Consider the following 15467-nt stretch of genomic DNA (forward strand, 5'->3'; position numbering starts at 1 on the left):
AACGAAGCAAGAACGAAGCAAGGAGGCGGCACGATGACTGCCACCACCGGTTCGACCGCTCCGCCGAAGGCGATCGCCGCACAAGGGCTGCGCAAGGCGTACGGCGAGAAGGTCGTGCTCGACGGGATCGACCTGAGCGTCGCGCCCGGCACGACCTTCGCGCTGCTCGGTCCGAACGGTGCGGGCAAGACGACGACCGTGCAGATCCTCTCCACCCTGATCGCCCACGACGGCGGCACCGCCCAGATCGCGGGCCACGACCTGGTCCGCCACGCGGACGCGGTCCGCAAGTCCATCGGCGTGACCGGGCAGTTCGCCGCGGTGGACGGCCTGCTGACCGCCGAGGAGAACATGCTCCTCATCGCGGACCTGCTGCACCTGGACCGGGCCGAGGGCAAACGCCGCGCCGCCGAACTCCTGGAGCGCTTCGAGATCGCCGACGTGGCGCGCAAGCCCGCATCGACCTTCTCCGGCGGCATGCGCCGCAAACTGGACCTGGCGATGACGCTGGTCGGCCGCCCGAGCGTGATCTTCCTCGACGAGCCCACGACCGGCCTCGACCCCCGCAGCCGCCGCACCATGTGGGACCTGATCCGCGACCTGGTCGCGGGCGGCACCACCATCTTCCTGACGACGCAGTACCTGGAAGAGGCCGACCAACTGGCCGACCGCATCGCGGTGCTCGACGGCGGGAAGATCGTCGCCGAGGGCACCGCCGAAGAGCTCAAGCGCCGCATCCCCGGCGGCCACATCCGCCTGCGCTTCAACGACATCCACCACCTGAACGCCGCCACCGACCGCCTCGCCCTGTCCACCGTCACGCGCGACGACGACGAGCTCACGCTCCAGGTCCCCAGCGACGGCAGCATCCCCGTCCTGCGCGCGGTCCTGGACGTCCTGGAGGGCTCCGGCATCCAGGCGGAGGCGCTCACCGTGCACACCCCCGACCTGGACGACGTCTTCCTGTCCCTGACCGGCCAGGACCGCAGGACCGTCGCCGCGGGCACCGCCGTGAAGGAGGCTCAGCGATGAGCACCACCACCTACGCGCTGCGCGACTCGATGACGATGCTGCGCCGCAACCTCAAGCACGCCCAGCGGTATCCCTCGCTGACCCTGTCGGTCGTGGTCCTGCCGGTCCTGATGCTGCTGATGTTCGTCTACGTCTTCGGCGCCCCGCTGGGCGACGGCATCGACGTACCCGGCGTCGGAGGCGGGGGCGGCCGGGACGCGTACACCAACTACATCACCCCCGGCATCCTGCTGATGGCCATCGCCACCAGCTCCATCGCCACGGCCGTCTCGGTGTGCACCGACATGACCGAGGGCATCATCAACCGCTTCCGGACGATGTCGATCTCCCGGGCCTCGGTCCTCGTCGGACACGTCCTCGGCAACGTGGTGCAGACCGCGGTCAGCCTCCTGCTCATCGTGTGCGTCGCCCTCGCGGTCGGCTTCCGCTCCAACGCCCACGTGCTGGAGTGGGCGGCGGTCCTCGGCCTGCTGCTGTTCCTGGCGTTCGCGCTCGCCTGGCTGTCGGCGGCGATCGGTCTCGGCTCCGAGAGCGTGGAGACGGCCTCCAACGCGCCGCTGCCGCTGGCGTTCCTGCCCTTCCTGGGCTCGGCGGTGGTCCCGCCGGACTCGATGCCCGCCGGGATCCGCTGGTTCGCGGAGTACCAGCCCTTCACACCGATCACCGAGACGGTGCGCGGTCTGCTCCTGGGCACCGAGATCGGCAACGACGGCTGGATCTCCCTGGCCTGGCTGACCGCCCTGACCCTGCTCGGCTACGCGTGGGCCAAGGCCTCCTTCAACCGGGTCGCCAACCGCTGAGCCCCCGGGCACCGGATCCGGGCCCCGCCTCAGACGACCCAGCGCGGCCGGTGCGCGGCCGGCGGCAGCGGCCGGTCGTCGGCGAGCGCGGCGGCCAGCCGGCGCACGGCCTCGCGCAGCGTGTCCGGGCCGGTGGTGAACGGGATGCGCAGCCGCTGCTCGAACACGCCCGGGTCGGCGGCGAAGCAGGCACCGCCCTCGATCCGCACGCCGTAGTCCAGGGCCCGCTCGGCGAGCGCGGCGGCGACGGGCGCGCCCAGGTCCGCCCAGAGCGAGAGCCCGCCGGGCGGCTGCCGCCAGGTCCACCCCGGCAGGAGCGCGGCGAGCGCCCCGGTGAGCGCGTCCCGCTGCTCGCGCAGGCGCGCGACCCGCTCCGGCACCGAGGTGTCCGCCCGCTCCAGGAAGTGCAGGGCGAGGAACTGGTCCACGACCGGGCCGCCCAGGTCGCCCGCGACGCGCTGGGCGGCCAGCTCGGTCACGAGCCGTGCGGGCGCGCGCAGCCAGCCGACGCGCAGGCCGCCCCAGTGGCTCTTGCTCATCGAGCCGACGGTGATGACCCGCGCGGCCGCCCCGGGCGCGGCGTGCACGGCGGTGGGATGCGGGGCAGGGACGTCCAGGGCGAGGTCCGCGAGGGTCTCGTCGACGACCAGCCAGGTGCCGCAGCGGTGCGCGGCGCGCAGTACCCGCGCCCGGGTGCCGTCGGGCATGAGCAGCCCGGTCGGGTTGTGGAAGTCGGGGATGAGGTAGGCCAGTTGGGGCACGGCCTGGCGCAGCGTCGACTCGACGAGCTCTGCGTCCCAGCCGTCGTCGGCCATGGGGACGGACACCGGGCGGAGCCGGGCGCGGCGCAGCGCCTCCAGGGCGTTCGGGTACGAGGGGCTCTCGACCAGGATCCGGTCGCCCGGGCTCGACAGGAGCCCGAGGACCAGCGTGAGCGCGTGCTGGGCTCCGGAGGTCACCAGGACCTGCTCCGGCACGGTGGCGAGGCCGCGCCGGGTGAACCGCTCGGCGACGGCGGCGCGCAGCTCCGGCAGCCCGTACGGGTGGTAGCCCGGGCTCCGGGTGTGCTCGGCGATGCGGGGCGCGGCCGCGGCGAGCGCGTCGGCGACGGCGTGCTCGGGCAGCCCCGGCGCGGCCCTGGCCAGGTCGATGGCGGCGTCGGGCGGCGCGAGGGCGCGGGTGACCCCGCTGGGTGTGCGCCCCTCGGGCAGCGCGGTCCAGGTGCCGGAGCCCCTGCGGCTGTGCGCGTAGCCGCTCTCGCGCAGCAGGTCGTAGGCGGCGGTGACGGTGGGCCTGCTGACGCCGAGCGCCAGGGCCAGCTCCCGCTCCGCGGGCAGCCGCACCCGCAGCGCGACCCGCCCGTCGAGCACCAGGTCGCCGATGGCCTGGGCGAGGTGCCGGTAGGCGGGCCGGGCGTCCGCCGCGCCGGGCAGCAGGGCGGCGAGTTGCTGCCCGCCCAGGTTCCGCTCGGCCATACCACTCCCCGAAGATTGGCCATGCTTTCCTGGCCAATGACTGTACAGACTCCTGGCCAACACGGAGCGGCGGCGAGGGCCGCGCGGGCTGGGAGGAGCGGGGCGTGGGACTCAAGGCGGGGCAGCGGCGGAAGGGGCGGGGCGCGGGGCCGGGGGCGGCGCACGAAGACGGGCGGCAGCGGAGCCCGGCCCGACGGACACCGCCCCTCACCTATCTGCCGTTCGCCGAGCGCCCCCTGCGCCGGATCCCCCAACTCCTCAGCGGGCTCGCCCTGTACGGCTTCAGCATCGCGCTCACGGTCCGGGCCGCCCTGGGAGTCAACCCGTGGGCCGTCCTCAACCAGGGCCTGGAGCGCCACACCCCGCTCAGCTTCGGGGCGCTGACCACGCTGGTGGGCGCGGCCGTCCTCGCCCTGTGGATCCCGCTGCGGCAGCGGCCGACCTTCGGCACCTTCGCCAACATCGCCCTGGTGGGCGCCGTGGCGGACGCGGGCCTCTGGCTCGTCCCGGAACCCGCGGGCCTCCCGGCGCGGATCGCCCTGCTGGCGGCGGGCATCCTCCTGAACGGCTTCTCGATCGCCGTCTACGTGGGCGCCCGCTTCGGCCCCGGCCCCCGCGACGGCCTGATGACCGGCCTGACCGCCGCGACCGGCCGCTCCCTGCGCACCGTCCGCACCGCCATCGAACTCACCGTCCTCGCCGCGGGCTGGCTCCTCGGCGGCACCGTGGGCGTCGGCACGGTCCTGTACGCCGTCGCGGTGGGGCCGGTGGCCCAGTTCTGCGTACCGCGGTGGGCGTACGCGCCCCGGCGCGCGGCCATGTGACGGCCGCGGGGGAGGGCCCCGCTCAGCTCAGCCGGGCCCGCAGGAGGCAGAACTCGTTGCCCTCGGGGTCGAGCAGGACGTGCCACTGCTCCCCGCCGGTCTGGCCGATGTCGGCCGGGCGCGCCCCGAGCTTCAGGAGGCGTTCGAGCTCGGCGTCCTGGTCGCGGTCGGTGGCGTTGACGTCGAAGTGCAGCCGCAGCTGGTCCGTCTTGGGCTCGTCGGTGGGGACGAACACCAGGGTCGGCTGCAGTCCGCCGAACCCCTCGCGCGGTCCGATCTCCACCGCGCCGTCATCGGTGTCGAGCTCGACGAAGTCCAGCACCTCGCACCAGAACGCCGCGAGACGCCGCGGCTCCAGGGCGGGAACGATCAGTTCAGAGATGCGACAGGCCATGATCGGCACCCTAGGCCGCACCCGCCCCACACGGCCAGCCATTAAGGTGCCCGGCTCCGCGCCCGCGCTCCACGTGGCGTGGCGCACTATTGCAAGCAGGCGCTTGCAATAGTTAGCAAGGCGGGGCACCATCGGGAGCATGGCATCGCTCAACGTCGGCAATCTCGGTGAGTACCTGCGCGAGCAGCGGCGCAACGCGCAGCTGTCGTTGCGTCAGCTCGCCGATGCCGCCGGGGTGTCCAATCCGTATCTGAGCCAGATCGAGCGCGGGCTGCGCAAGCCGAGCGCCGAGGTGCTCCAGCAGGTCGCGAAGGCGCTGCGGATCTCCGCGGAGACGCTCTACGTCCGGGCCGGGATCCTCGACGAGAAGGAGCGGGACGAGCTGGAGACGCGCGCCGTCATCCTCGCCGACCCGTCCATCAACGAGCGACAGAAGCAGGTGCTTTTGCAGATCTACGAGTCGTTCCGCAAGGAGAACGGCTTCGTGACCGCGCCCTCGCAGACGTCGGAGCCCTCGGCCACGGACGCGTACGCGTCCTCGTACTCGAACGGTGCGGATCCCGGGAGCGCCCAGGACGGCGCCCGGGACGGCGCACCGGCCCCCACCGCTGACGGACCCCGCACGGCCGGCGGCAGTGATGCCAACCCCGAGGGCCGTCGGCCCACGGGTGAACAGCCCCCCAGCTGAAGCCAATCCGGGAGGACCATCGTCATGCCCATCACCGACGAGGTGCGCAAGGCCGTCACCAACCCGACCCCCCTCTACTTCGTCGTCGGCGGCGCCGAACTCGCGCTCCAGCAGGCGAAGAAGGTGCCCGGCGCCATCGAGCAGCTCGCCGCCGAGGCCCCCGCCCGCCTGGAGGCGGTGCGCAACACCAACCCCAAGGACGTCCAGGACCGGGCGGCCGCCCGCGCCAAGGAGGCCCGCGAGGTCATCCAGGCCAAGGTCGGCGAGCTCTTCGGCGCCCTGGACACGGACCTGAAGCGCATCGGTGAGAACGCCCAGGACTTCGCCCTGCGCGGCGTCGGCGTCGCCGTCGAGTACGCGGTCCAGGCGCGCGAGACGTACGAGAAGGTCGCCGAGCACGGCGAGCAGACCGTGCGGAACCTGCGCGGCGAGGCGGCCGACGAGCTCGTGGAGCTCGCCGACACCGTCGAGCCCGACGCGCCTGAGGCGTCGGAAGGGTCCGAGGCGAAGACGGGCGGGGACGAGGGCGCCGCTGCCTCCGCCACGGAGGACTCCGCCGCGGAAGGCTCCGACGCGGAGAAGGGCGAGGGCGCCGCGGCCCGCAAGCCCGCCGCGAAGAAGACGGCCACCAAGAAGACGGCTGCGAAGAAGACCGCGCCGCCCGCCGAGTAGGACCGCTCAGGCCGACGCTCGCCCACACGGCCGGGCACTCACGGAGTGCCCGGTCCGTTGTGCGGGTAGCGGTACCGTGACGTCGTACGGACGGCACGGGAGTCGTGCCGAATTCGCCGAGACTGGTGGTGGACGTTGTGCTGATGCAAGGGTTCGCGAACTTCATGTGGCTGCTGTCGCTGGCCCTGATCGTGTTCAGCGGATTCGCGCTCATCGACGCCGCCGTCCGGCGGGAGGACGCCTATCGGGCGGCCGACAAGAAGACCAAGCCGTTCTGGCTGATCATCCTCGGGCTCGCCTTCGTGGTGAACCTGATCTTCAACGTCCTGTCGTTCCTGCCGATCATCGGCCTCGTCGCCACGATCGTGTACATGGTCGACGTCCGGCCCGCGCTCCGTCAGGTCATGGGCGGGGGCGGCGGCCGCCGCGGCTCCAGCAGCGACGGTCCGTACGGCCCGTACAACGGCGGTCGGTGACGCCCCGCCCCGCGGCGCCTGCGGCGCCTAGCGCTCGTGGGCGGGCTCGCGGTCCAGGAGCAGTACCGCCACGTCGTCCGTCAGCTCGCCGCCGTTGAGTTCCCGCACCTCGGTCACGGCCGCCTCCAGGAGCGCGTCGCCGCGCAGGCCCGCCGCGAGCTGGCGGCGCACCATCTCCACCATCCCGTCCTGCCCGAGCCGCTGGTTGCCGTGGCCGATCCGGCCCTCGATCAGGCCGTCCGTATAGAGCATCAGGCTCCAGGTACCGCCGAGCTGCACCTGCTGGCGCGGCCAGCGGGCACGCGGCAGCAGACCGAGCGCCGGGCCGCCGTTGTCGTACGGCAGCAGCTCGGCCGGCAGGCCGGGGCGGGCGACCAGCGGCGCCGGGTGACCGGCCAGGCACAGGCCCGCCCGGCGGCCGTCCGGCGCGATGTCGACCGTGCACAGCGTCGCGAAGATCTCCTCGTTCGCCCGCTCGTGCTCCAGGACCTTCTGCAACGTGGACAGCAACTCGTCGCCGACCAGGCCCGCGAACGTCAGGGCCCGCCAGGCTATGCGCAGCTCCACGCCGAGCGCCGCCTCGTCCGGGCCGTGGCCGCAGACGTCGCCGATCATCACGTGCACCGAGCCGTCGGGGGTGCGCACCGTGTCGTAGAAGTCGCCGCCGAGCAGGGCGCGGGAGCGGCCCGGACGGTAGCGCGAGGCGAACCGCAGCGGTGACCCTTCGAGGAGCGGCGTCGGCAGCAGGCCCCGCTCCAGGCGGGCGTTCTCCTGGGCGCGCAGCCGGGACTCGGTGAGCTGCCGCTGCGCGGCGTCCGCGCGCTTGCGCTCCACCGCGTACTGGATCGCGCGGCTCAGGAGCCGCCCGTCCAGCTCGTCGCGGAACAGATAGTCCTGGGCGCCGACCCGCACCGCCCGCGCGCCCCGCTCGGCGTCGCCCGACGTGGTCAGGGCGAGGACGGCGTGCCCGGGGGCGAGGCGGAGCACGTGTCGCAGCGTGGTCAGCTCGTCGGCGTCGGCGGGCGCCCGGTCCGCCCCGCGGGCGGCGTCGTGCGCGGCGCCCGGCCCGCCGGGGCCCTGGGCGGCTGTCGCCGGGGTGCCGCCCGTGCCGGGGTTCGGCGCGGGGCCGCCGGGCAGGGCGAGGTCGAGCAGGATGCAGTGCACGTCGTCGGTGAGCAGCCGCGCGACCTCGGTGAGGTTGCGGGCGGTGCGGATGCGGATGGGCCTGCCCGTGGAGTCCACCAGCTCGGGCAGGCTCAGCGAGCCGCCCGGGTCGTCCTCGACGAGCAGCAGGGTGAGTCCGGGGCTCGTGGAGGTGCCGGGGCCGCCCGTGCCGCCGGCGCGGCCGGAGCCGTCCGGGCACGCGTCGGGCGTCGGCACCGCCGGTGCCTGAGCGCCTGCCGCGGCCGGGATCGCTCTCTGCCGCGGTATGGGTACGGGCATGCGTTGAGTTCCTTCCCTCCCCCCGAGGGCGCGGTGGGGCGACGGTCGCACGCCCCACACCAGACGGGGACCATAGCGGTAGCCGAGGGCACGGGGGAATGCGGCGCGGCACCCGGCACACGGCATATGCCGCGCCCTGGACCGCAATGGGGCACGAACCCGGTTCGACCGGGATGACGAACATCACGCCCGCGGGGTTGAGCGGGGCGGTACCTCGTGCGCTGGGTCACAGGCGTGCGCGGCACACCGTACGCGGTGTGCGGCGGGACCCCTCCCGGTTGCCGCCGAATGGCCCGGCCGGGCACCGCTGAATGGCTCAGACCCCGCTGCCGGAGGGCTCCCTCCGGCCGGGCCCCTCCGGCCGGGCCCCTCCGGCCGGGCCCCTCCGGCCGGGCCCCTCCGGCCGGGTTGCCCCCTGCGGGGCGGCGGCGGGGCGGCTCCGGGGGGCGGGCAGCCGGGCCGGGTCCCTCCCGGCCGGGGCGGCCTGTAGGGGGCGCCTCCGGCCAGGGCAACGGTCAGGCGGCTTCCGGCCGGGTCAGCTGTCCGGGCGGACGACCCCGAGGATCTCCATCGAGCCCGCTCCCGCGATCGTCACGGTCCGCCCCGGCCGGGGCGCGTGCACGATGGCTCCGTCGCCCACGTACATCCCCACGTGGCTGGCGTCCTTGTGGTAGATGATCAGGTCGCCGGGGCGCATGTTCTTCACGTCGACGTGGGGCAGGCGCTTCCACTGCTCCTGCGAGGTGCGCGGGATGCCGCGGCCCGCGGCCGCCCAGGCCTGGGACGTGAGCCCCGAGCAGTCGTACGACTTCGGGCCCTCGGCGCCCCACACGTACGGCTTGCCGATCTGGGCCGTGGCGAAGGCGACGGCCTTCCTGCCGCGCGCGGTCGCGTCGCCCTTGAGGTCCTTCAGTATCCCGGTGTCGACCCACGCCGACTGCTGCTTGAGGGCGGCCGCCTCCTCCAGCTCGCGCAGCCGCTCGCGCTCCTTCTTCGCCAGGCGCGACTCCAGCTTCTCGGCGGCGGCGATCCGCTCCTTGATCTTCCGCTTCGCCGCGGCCTTGGCCTTGCGGCCCGCCTCCAGCTTGCGCCACTGGGCGGAGGCGTCCTTGGCGTACGTCTTCAGATCGGCCTGGGTCCGGCCCATCTCCGTGAGCAGCGACTTCGTGCCGTGCTGGCCCTGGCGCAGGCGGCCCGCGCCGTCCAGGAACCGCTCGGGGCTGTCGCTCAGGAGCAGCCGGGCCTGGTCGGGGATGCCGCCGCCGCGGTACTGCGCGCGGGCGGCGGCGCCCGCCTGGGCCTTGAGCCTGTCCAGCTTCTTCCGGCCCTTGTCGATGTCGCGGGCGAGCCGGACGATCTCCTTGGACTGCCGGTCGGCCTTCTCCTCCGCCGCGTTGTACGCGTCGGTGGCCGTGCCCGCTTCGCGGTAGAGCCGGTCGATCCTCTTGCGGACCTGCTCGAGAGGCGTGTCCCCGGCGGGCGTCGGCGGGCCGGGCGGGGTGGGGTCGGCGGGGCGCGCGAACGCCGCGCCGGGGGCGCCGAGCACCACCGCCGCGCAGACCAGAGCCACGGCTGTCGCCGTCGAATACCGCGTGCCGGACACGCTCCACCCCCACAGCAGATCCATCGGTCAAAGCTGATTTACCGTCAGTAACCGCGCAGCGTCCTCGGGATGGTGCCATGTCCGCGCCCATTGCGACAGGGGCGCGCGGCAACTCCCGTTCCCCTCCTGCCTCGTGTGACGAGCGGCACGCGGTGATCGTTCCCTTGCGTCGAACGTTCACTCGCGGCGAACGGGCGGCGCCACCCGATGCGTTGGGCCGCCCTGGGGCGCGGGCCGCGCGCCGCCCGGGCGTGCGATCGCTCCGGGGCGCGGCTCGTACGCCCTGGGCGCCGTACGCCGCGCGAGTCGTGCGCCCTGGGCGAGCCTCACGCCCCGCGCGGTGCGAGCGCCTCCCAGCGCACCGTCACTTCGCCCTGCCGCCACCGCGCGGCGCGGTCCACGACCGGCCAGTCCGCCCGCAGGTCGCGCACCGACCGGATCCACCGCTGCCGCGCCCCGTACGAGGCGTACGGGGCGGCCGCCGCCCACGCCCGGTCGAAGTCGCGCAGGAAGGCGTGCACCGGCTCGCCCGGCACGTTCCGGTGGATCAGCGCCTTGGGCAGCCGCTCGGCCAGGTCGGAGGGGCGCTCCAGAGAGGCGAGCCGGGCCGCGAAGGTCACCGTGCGCGGGCCTTCGGGGCCGAGCGCGACCCAGACGTGCCGCCGCCCGATCTCGTCGCAGGTCCCCTCGACGAGCAGCCCGCCGGGGGCGAGCCGCGCGCACAGCCGCTCCCAGACGGCGGCGACCTCGCCCTCGTCGTACTGGCGCAGCACGTTCGCGGCGCGGATGAGGACCGGGCGCGCGGGCAGCGGCACCTCGAAGCCGCCGTGCCGGAAGGAGAGCCCCTCCCGTTCGTACGGGCGCGCCGCCGCCACCCGCGCCGGGTCGATCTCGATGCCCACCACGCGCGCGTGCGGAGCGGCGGTGCGCAGCCGCAGGAGCAGCTCGACGGCGGTCCAGGGGGCGGCGCCGTAGCCGAGGTCGACGGCGAGCGGGTCGGCGGCGCGGCGGAGCGCGGCGCCGTGGGCGGCGGCGATCCAGCGGTCCATGCGGCGCAGGCGGTTGGGGTTGGTCGTCCCGCGGGTCACGGTTCCCACGGGGCGAGCCGCGGAGCTGGGGGAACGGGGTGCGCGGGAGGGCATGGGGCAAGCGTATGCAAGGGCTGCGGTGGACATCCCCAAGGTAATGCTTTGGTAAAGAGGAAATGGAGGCGGAAGTTCCGGTGTTGCCGTCCTCAGAGGACCTCGTACGCCCTCCATATCGCCGTGCCCGCCGTACGAGATCCAGGACGCCGCAGCCAAGGCCAAGGAGGACCGCCACGTGAGCCACTACGTGACCAGGCTCGGGCGTCGCTTCCCAGCGGCCCCGTCGGCGCCCGCCCGACTGCGCCTTCCCGGCACGCCCCGCCGCCCCCGCCGCATCGCCATGCTCAGCGTGCACACGTCGCCGCTGCACCAGCCAGGCACCGGCGACGCGGGCGGCATGAACGTCTACATCGTGGAGCTCGCCAAGCGTCTCGCCGAGATCAACATCGAGGTCGAGATCTTCACCCGCGCCACCACGGGAGCGCTGCCGCCCGCCGTCGAGCTCGCCCCCGGCGTCCTCGTGCGCCACGTGGACGCGGGCCCCTACGAGGGCCTGGCCAAGGAGGAGCTCCCCGCCCAGCTGTGCGCCTTCACGCACGGCGTCATGCTCGCCTGGGCGGGCCACCGCCCCGGCCACTACGACCTCGTGCACTCGCACTACTGGCTCAGCGGCCACGTGGGCTGGCTCGCCGCCGAGCGCTGGGGCACCCCGCTCGTGCACGCCATGCACACCATGGCCAAGGTCAAGAACGCGGCGCTCGCCTCCGGGGACACCCCCGAGCCCGCCGCCCGCGTCATCGGCGAGACCCAGATCGTGCGCGCCGCCGACCGGCTCATCGCCAACACCTCCGAAGAGGCCGACGAACTCGTCCGGCACTACGACGCCGACCCCGGGAAGGTCGCCGTCGTCCACCCCGGCGTCAACCTCGACCGCTTCCGCCCCGCCGACGGCCGCGCCGCCGCCCGCCACCGCCTGGGCCTGCCGCAGGACGCCCTCGTGCCGCTCTTCGCGGGCCGCATCCAGCCCCTGAAGGCCCCGGACGTACTGCTTCGCGCGGTGGCCGTCCTCCTCGACGAACGCCCCGAGCTGCGCCGCCGCATCGTCGTCCCGGTCGTCGGCGGCCCGAGCGGCAGCGGCCTCGCCAAACCCGAGGGCCTGCAGAAGCTGGCGGCCCGCCTGGGCATCGCGGACGTGGTGCGCTTCCAGCCCCCCGTCGGCCAGGACCAGCTGGCGGACTGGTTCCGCGCGGCCTCCCTGCTCGTCATGCCCTCCTACAGCGAGTCGTTCGGGCTCGTCGCCATCGAGGCGCAGGCGGCGGGCACACCGGTCCTCGCCGCGGCGGTGGGCGGCCTGCCGGTCGCCGTGCGCGACGGTGTCACCGGCTTCCTGATCCCCGACCACGAACCGGCCCACTACGCGCGCGTGCTGGGCGACTTCGCCGACAACCCCCACCTGGTCGACCGCATGGGCGCGGCGGCCGCCCGGCACGCGGAGTCCTTCGGCTGGGGCACGGCGGCATCCGCCACCGCTGATGTGTACACCGCGGCGATGCACGACCACCGCCGTCGCGTACCCTCGCACCATGGGTGACGTTGGTGCTGGTGAGACCCCTGACACGGTGATCGAGCGGTTCCTGGCCGACGCCGAACTCGACTGGGAGTCCCCCGAGCCGGGCTCGTACGTGGTCACACTGCCCGGCACCCGCAAGCTCTCCACGACGCTCTCCCTGCGCGTGGGCAAGCACTCCCTCTCCCTGAACGCCTTCGTCGTCCGCCACCCCGACGAGAACCACGAGGCCGTCCACCGCTGGCTCCTGGAGCGCAACCTCCGCCTCTACGGCGTGAGCTACGCGATCGACTCCCTGGGCGACGTCTACGTCACCGGCAAGCTCCCGCTCGCCGCCGTCACCCCGGACGAGCTGGACCGCCTCCTCGGCTCCGTCCTGGAAGCGGCGGACGGCTCCTTCAACACCCTCCTGGAACTGGGCTTCGCGACGGCGATCCGCAAGGAGTACGCCTGGCGCGTCTCCCGCGGCGAATCAACCCGCAACCTGGAGGCCTTCACCCACCTCACGCGGCCCGCCACCGCGGAGTAGCCCCGCTCAGCCCCGACGCCGCACCCGTGTCCGGAACCGCTCTGCCGCTTCCGTGCATATGCCCCTACCCTACGTAGCCATGGGGAAAGCGGTGCGTCTGTACTGGGGATACATAGCGGCTGCGGCTCTCATCGTCGCGTGGAGCCAGCAGTGGTCGCTGCCGACCGTCGTCGCTCTCTCGGTGGCGGTCTCGGCCTACGCCGCCTTCCAGGTGCCGGTCTGGTGCGGAGCGGTCAACCGGGACGGGAAGACGTACTGCCGCAACAACGCCTACGGCGTTCTGATGGGGTGCCGTAACCGCCAGCACCGGTGGCAGAAGCTGAAGATGGTGGTGTTGCGCAGCAAGGCGGGGGACTTCGGCCGCGCTGTCTTCCCCACGGCGAAGGAGAAGTTCAACGCGGCCCTCGCGGTGGGGGGCCTGCTCTCCGCGATCGCAGCAGTGATCGTTCCTGCCGTCACGGGAGGGTGACACCCACCCGTCCCGGCCGAGCCGGCTGCCCCGGCTGAGCCAAAAGCCCCCCACCCACGGAAAGCCGCAGGCAGGGGGCACAAGGCGGGCGGGCCTACTTCTTCTTGCCCTGGTTCTTCACGGCCTCGATCGCGGCCTTCGCGGCCTCCGGGTCGAGGTACGTGCCGCCCGGGTTCAGGGGCTTGAAGGCGGCGTCCAGGTCGTAGGCGAGCGGGATGCCGGTGGGGATGTTCAGGCCCGCGATGTCGGCGTCGGAGATGCCGTCGAGGTGCTTGACCAGGGCGCGCAGGGAGTTGCCGTGCGCGGCCACCAGGACGGTGCGGCCGGCCAGGAGGTCGGGGACGATGCCGTCGTACCAGTACGGGAGCATGCGGACGACGACGTCCTTCAGGCACTCCGTGCGGGGGCGCAGCTCCGGCGGGATGGAGGCGTAGCGCGGATCGGCCGACTGGGAGAACTCGGTGCCGTCCTCCAGGGCGGGCGGCGGGGTGTCGTAGGAGCGGCGCCAGAGCATGAACTGCTCCTCGCCGAACTCGGCGAGGGTCTGGGCCTTGTCCTTGCCCTGGAGGGCGCCGTAGTGGCGCTCGTTCAGCCGCCAGGAGCGGTGGACCGGGATCCAGTGGCGGTCCGCGGACTCCAGCGCGAGCTGGGCCGTGCGGATGGCGCGCTTCTGGAGCGACGTGTGGACCACGTCGGGCAGCAGGCCGGCGTCCTTCAGCAGCTCACCGCCGCGGACCGCCTCCTTCTCGCCCTTCTCGTTGAGGTTGACGTCCACCCAGCCGGTGAACAGGTTCTTCGCGTTCCATTCGCTCTCGCCGTGGCGGAGGAGGATCAGCTTGTACGGTGCGTCGGCCATGCCCACGAGCGTAATGGAACTCCGGAGGGGGCCGCGTCCCGGAGCGATTGACGCTACCTGTCAAATGAGTGGTCCGCAGGTACCGCGGTTGCGTAAGTTGTGACCGCTGTTCCCGACGCTTACATGCCCGATCGCCCCGGCGGCCGGGCCCGCACCGCCCAGGGGTCCCCGCATGCCGCTCACCGCCGCAAGACGCGCCGTCAAGGAATCCGTGTCGGGGCTGCCCCCGGCGTTCTGGTGGCTGTGGACCAGCACCCTGGTGAACCGCCTCGGCGCCTTCGTGTCCACGTTCCTGGCGATCTACCTCACCCTGGAGCAGGGCTACTCGGCCACGTACGCGGGTCTCGTCGCGGCCCTGCACGGGCTCGGCGGAGTCGTCTCCTCCCTCGGCGCGGGCGTCCTGACCGACCGCCTGGGGCGGCGGCCCACGCTGCTCATCGCGCAGACGTCCACGGGCCTCTCCGTGGCGCTGCTCGGGTTCATGACCCACCCCGTGGCCATCGCGGCGGTGGCCTTCCTCGTCGGCATGGCGAGCAACGCCTCGCGGCCCGCCGTGCAGGCGATGATGGCCGACATCGTCCGCCCCGAGGACCGCGTCCGCGCCTTCTCGCTGAACTTCTGGGCCATCAACCTCGGCTTCGCCATCTCCTCGGCCGCCGCGGGCTTCATCGCCTCGTACAGCTACCTCGCGGGCTTCCTCCTGGAGGCCGCGATGACGCTCGCGTGCGCGGCCGTCATCTTCGTGAAGCTGCCGGAGTCGCGGCCCGCGCCCGGCGAGGGGGAGGCGGGCGACGAGCCGGAGCCCGGGCTCGGCACGGTGCTGCGGGACGGCCGCTTCATGGGCGTCGTCGGGCTCTCCTTCCTGGTCGCGCTGATCTTCCAGCAGGCGTACGTGGGACTGCCGGTGGCGATGGGTGAGGCGGGCTTCAAGCCGAGCGACTACGGCATCGCGATCGCCTTCAACGGCGTCATGATCGTGCTCCTCCAGATCCCGGTGACGCGGTTCATCGAACACCGGGACCCGCAGCGCCTGTTGGTGATCTCCTCGCTCGTGGCGGGGTACGGCTTCGCCCTCACGGCGTTCGCCGGGTCGGTCGGCCTCATCACCCTCACGGTGTGCCTGTGGACGCTCGCCGAGATCGTCAACGCCCCCACCCAGACGGGCCTGGTCGTCCGCCTCTCGCCGACGAACGCGCGCGGCCGCTACCAGGGCATGTACACCATGTCGTGGGCGGTCGCGGCACTCGCGGCCCCGCTGATCTCCGGCTCCGTCATCGACCGCTACGGCGCGGACTGGCTGTGGGGCTTCTGCGCGGTCGTGGGTACGGTCGCGGCCCTCGGGTACTGGGGCCTCATGCGCAACCTCCCGGACCCGGTGGCGTACGAGAGCGGGCCGCGGCCCGGTACCGGTACCGGTGCGGAGAAGGCGGCGGAGAAGGCCGACGCCGGCGGCTGAAGGCCCTCCGGCCCGGCTGCGGCTGAAGGCTCCCCGCCCGGCCGCGGCTGAAGGCCCCTGGCCCGGCTGCGGCTGAAAGCCCCCGGCCCGGCCGCTAC

16 protein-coding genes are annotated in these 15467 nt (G+C 73.5%); 10 read left to right on the plus strand and 6 right to left on the minus strand.

Annotation, left to right across the window (positions count from 1 at the left end; genetic code table 11):
• Nucleotides 1-33 precede the first annotated feature (33 nt).
• Nucleotides 34-1032 carry an ATP-binding cassette domain-containing protein gene (locus AC5WAM_RS22275; protein WP_495518580.1) on the plus strand — a complete coding sequence of 333 codons (999 nt, stop codon included), beginning with the start codon at nucleotides 34-36 and terminating at the stop codon, nucleotides 1030-1032.
• Nucleotides 1029-1832, plus strand: coding sequence for an ABC transporter permease (locus AC5WAM_RS22280; protein WP_366791200.1), 804 nt, complete (start codon nucleotides 1029-1031; stop codon nucleotides 1830-1832). Before AC5WAM_RS22275 ends, AC5WAM_RS22280 begins: the two co-directional genes overlap by 4 nt.
• 29 nt (nucleotides 1833-1861) lie before the next feature.
• Here AC5WAM_RS22280 and yczR read toward each other — a convergent pair whose 3' ends face one another.
• Nucleotides 1862-3307 carry a MocR-like transcription factor YczR gene (gene yczR, locus AC5WAM_RS22285; RefSeq protein WP_495518581.1) on the minus strand — a complete coding sequence of 482 codons (1446 nt, stop codon included), beginning with the start codon at nucleotides 3305-3307 and terminating at the stop codon, nucleotides 1862-1864.
• A 104-nt stretch (nucleotides 3308-3411) separates the two neighbouring features.
• Between yczR and yczE the strand changes: the two genes are divergently transcribed.
• Complete coding sequence (gene yczE / locus AC5WAM_RS22290) at nucleotides 3412-4131, plus strand: membrane protein YczE (protein ID WP_495518582.1); 720 nt, start codon at nucleotides 3412-3414, stop codon at nucleotides 4129-4131.
• Between the two features lie 22 nt (nucleotides 4132-4153).
• Here the strand turns inward: yczE and AC5WAM_RS22295 are convergent, their stop codons facing one another.
• A complete protein-coding gene (locus AC5WAM_RS22295; protein WP_366791202.1) occupies nucleotides 4154-4525 on the minus strand; it encodes a VOC family protein in 372 nt (123 codons plus the stop codon).
• A 139-nt stretch (nucleotides 4526-4664) separates the two neighbouring features.
• Between AC5WAM_RS22295 and AC5WAM_RS22300 the strand changes: the two genes are divergently transcribed.
• The 3 genes from AC5WAM_RS22300 (at nucleotide 4665) to AC5WAM_RS22310 (ending at nucleotide 6361) form a co-directional block, all read left to right on the plus strand.
• Entirely contained in the window at nucleotides 4665-5213 is a 549-nt protein-coding gene (locus AC5WAM_RS22300) for a helix-turn-helix domain-containing protein (protein WP_366791203.1), read from the plus strand.
• Nucleotides 5214-5237: 24 nt separating this feature from the next.
• Nucleotides 5238-5885 carry a hypothetical protein gene (locus AC5WAM_RS22305; protein WP_495518583.1) on the plus strand — a complete coding sequence of 216 codons (648 nt, stop codon included), beginning with the start codon at nucleotides 5238-5240 and terminating at the stop codon, nucleotides 5883-5885.
• Nucleotides 5886-6028: 143 nt separating this feature from the next.
• On the plus strand, nucleotides 6029-6361 hold the full coding sequence (locus tag AC5WAM_RS22310; protein ID WP_171075786.1) for a DUF2516 family protein: 333 nt from the start codon (nucleotides 6029-6031) through the stop codon (nucleotides 6359-6361).
• 27 nt (nucleotides 6362-6388) lie between these two features.
• On the opposite strand, the gene AC5WAM_RS22315 is transcribed toward AC5WAM_RS22310, so the two are convergent.
• From AC5WAM_RS22315 to AC5WAM_RS22325, 3 genes are all read right to left on the minus strand, one after another.
• Nucleotides 6389-7804 (minus strand): PP2C family protein-serine/threonine phosphatase, encoded by a 1416-nt coding sequence (locus AC5WAM_RS22315; RefSeq protein WP_366791207.1) that lies wholly within the window; start codon nucleotides 7802-7804, stop codon nucleotides 6389-6391.
• Nucleotides 7805-8339: 535 nt separating this feature from the next.
• A complete protein-coding gene (locus AC5WAM_RS22320; RefSeq protein WP_495518584.1) occupies nucleotides 8340-9431 on the minus strand; it encodes a C40 family peptidase in 1092 nt (363 codons plus the stop codon).
• A 302-nt stretch (nucleotides 9432-9733) separates the two neighbouring features.
• Complete coding sequence (locus AC5WAM_RS22325; protein ID WP_495518585.1) at nucleotides 9734-10549, minus strand: class I SAM-dependent methyltransferase; 816 nt, start codon at nucleotides 10547-10549, stop codon at nucleotides 9734-9736.
• A gap of 178 nt (nucleotides 10550-10727) precedes the next feature.
• On the opposite strand from AC5WAM_RS22325, the gene mshA reads away from it, so the two are divergent.
• The 3 genes from mshA to AC5WAM_RS22340 all read left to right on the plus strand — a co-directional run bounded on the left by mshA (nucleotide 10728) and on the right by AC5WAM_RS22340 (nucleotide 13057).
• Nucleotides 10728-12083, plus strand: a complete 1356-nt coding sequence (mshA, locus tag AC5WAM_RS22330; RefSeq protein WP_366791210.1) for a D-inositol-3-phosphate glycosyltransferase — start codon at nucleotides 10728-10730, stop codon at nucleotides 12081-12083.
• Complete coding sequence (locus AC5WAM_RS22335) at nucleotides 12076-12588, plus strand: type III secretion system chaperone family protein (RefSeq protein ID WP_366791211.1); 513 nt, start codon at nucleotides 12076-12078, stop codon at nucleotides 12586-12588. Before mshA ends, AC5WAM_RS22335 begins: the two co-directional genes overlap by 8 nt.
• A 79-nt stretch (nucleotides 12589-12667) precedes the next feature.
• Nucleotides 12668-13057, plus strand: a complete 390-nt coding sequence (locus AC5WAM_RS22340; protein ID WP_495518586.1) for a hypothetical protein — start codon at nucleotides 12668-12670, stop codon at nucleotides 13055-13057.
• 94 nt (nucleotides 13058-13151) lie between these two features.
• On the opposite strand, the gene AC5WAM_RS22345 is transcribed toward AC5WAM_RS22340, so the two are convergent.
• Nucleotides 13152-13913: a phosphoglyceromutase gene (locus AC5WAM_RS22345; RefSeq protein WP_366791213.1), complete on the minus strand. Its 762-nt coding sequence runs from the start codon at nucleotides 13911-13913 to the stop codon at nucleotides 13152-13154.
• A gap of 172 nt (nucleotides 13914-14085) precedes the next feature.
• Between AC5WAM_RS22345 and AC5WAM_RS22350 the strand changes: the two genes are divergently transcribed.
• On the plus strand, nucleotides 14086-15369 hold the full coding sequence (locus tag AC5WAM_RS22350) for an MDR family MFS transporter (RefSeq protein ID WP_366791214.1): 1284 nt from the start codon (nucleotides 14086-14088) through the stop codon (nucleotides 15367-15369).
• Nucleotides 15370-15467 lie beyond the last annotated feature (98 nt).

It is taken from the genome of Streptomyces sp. JLYT201 (assembly GCF_059448825.1).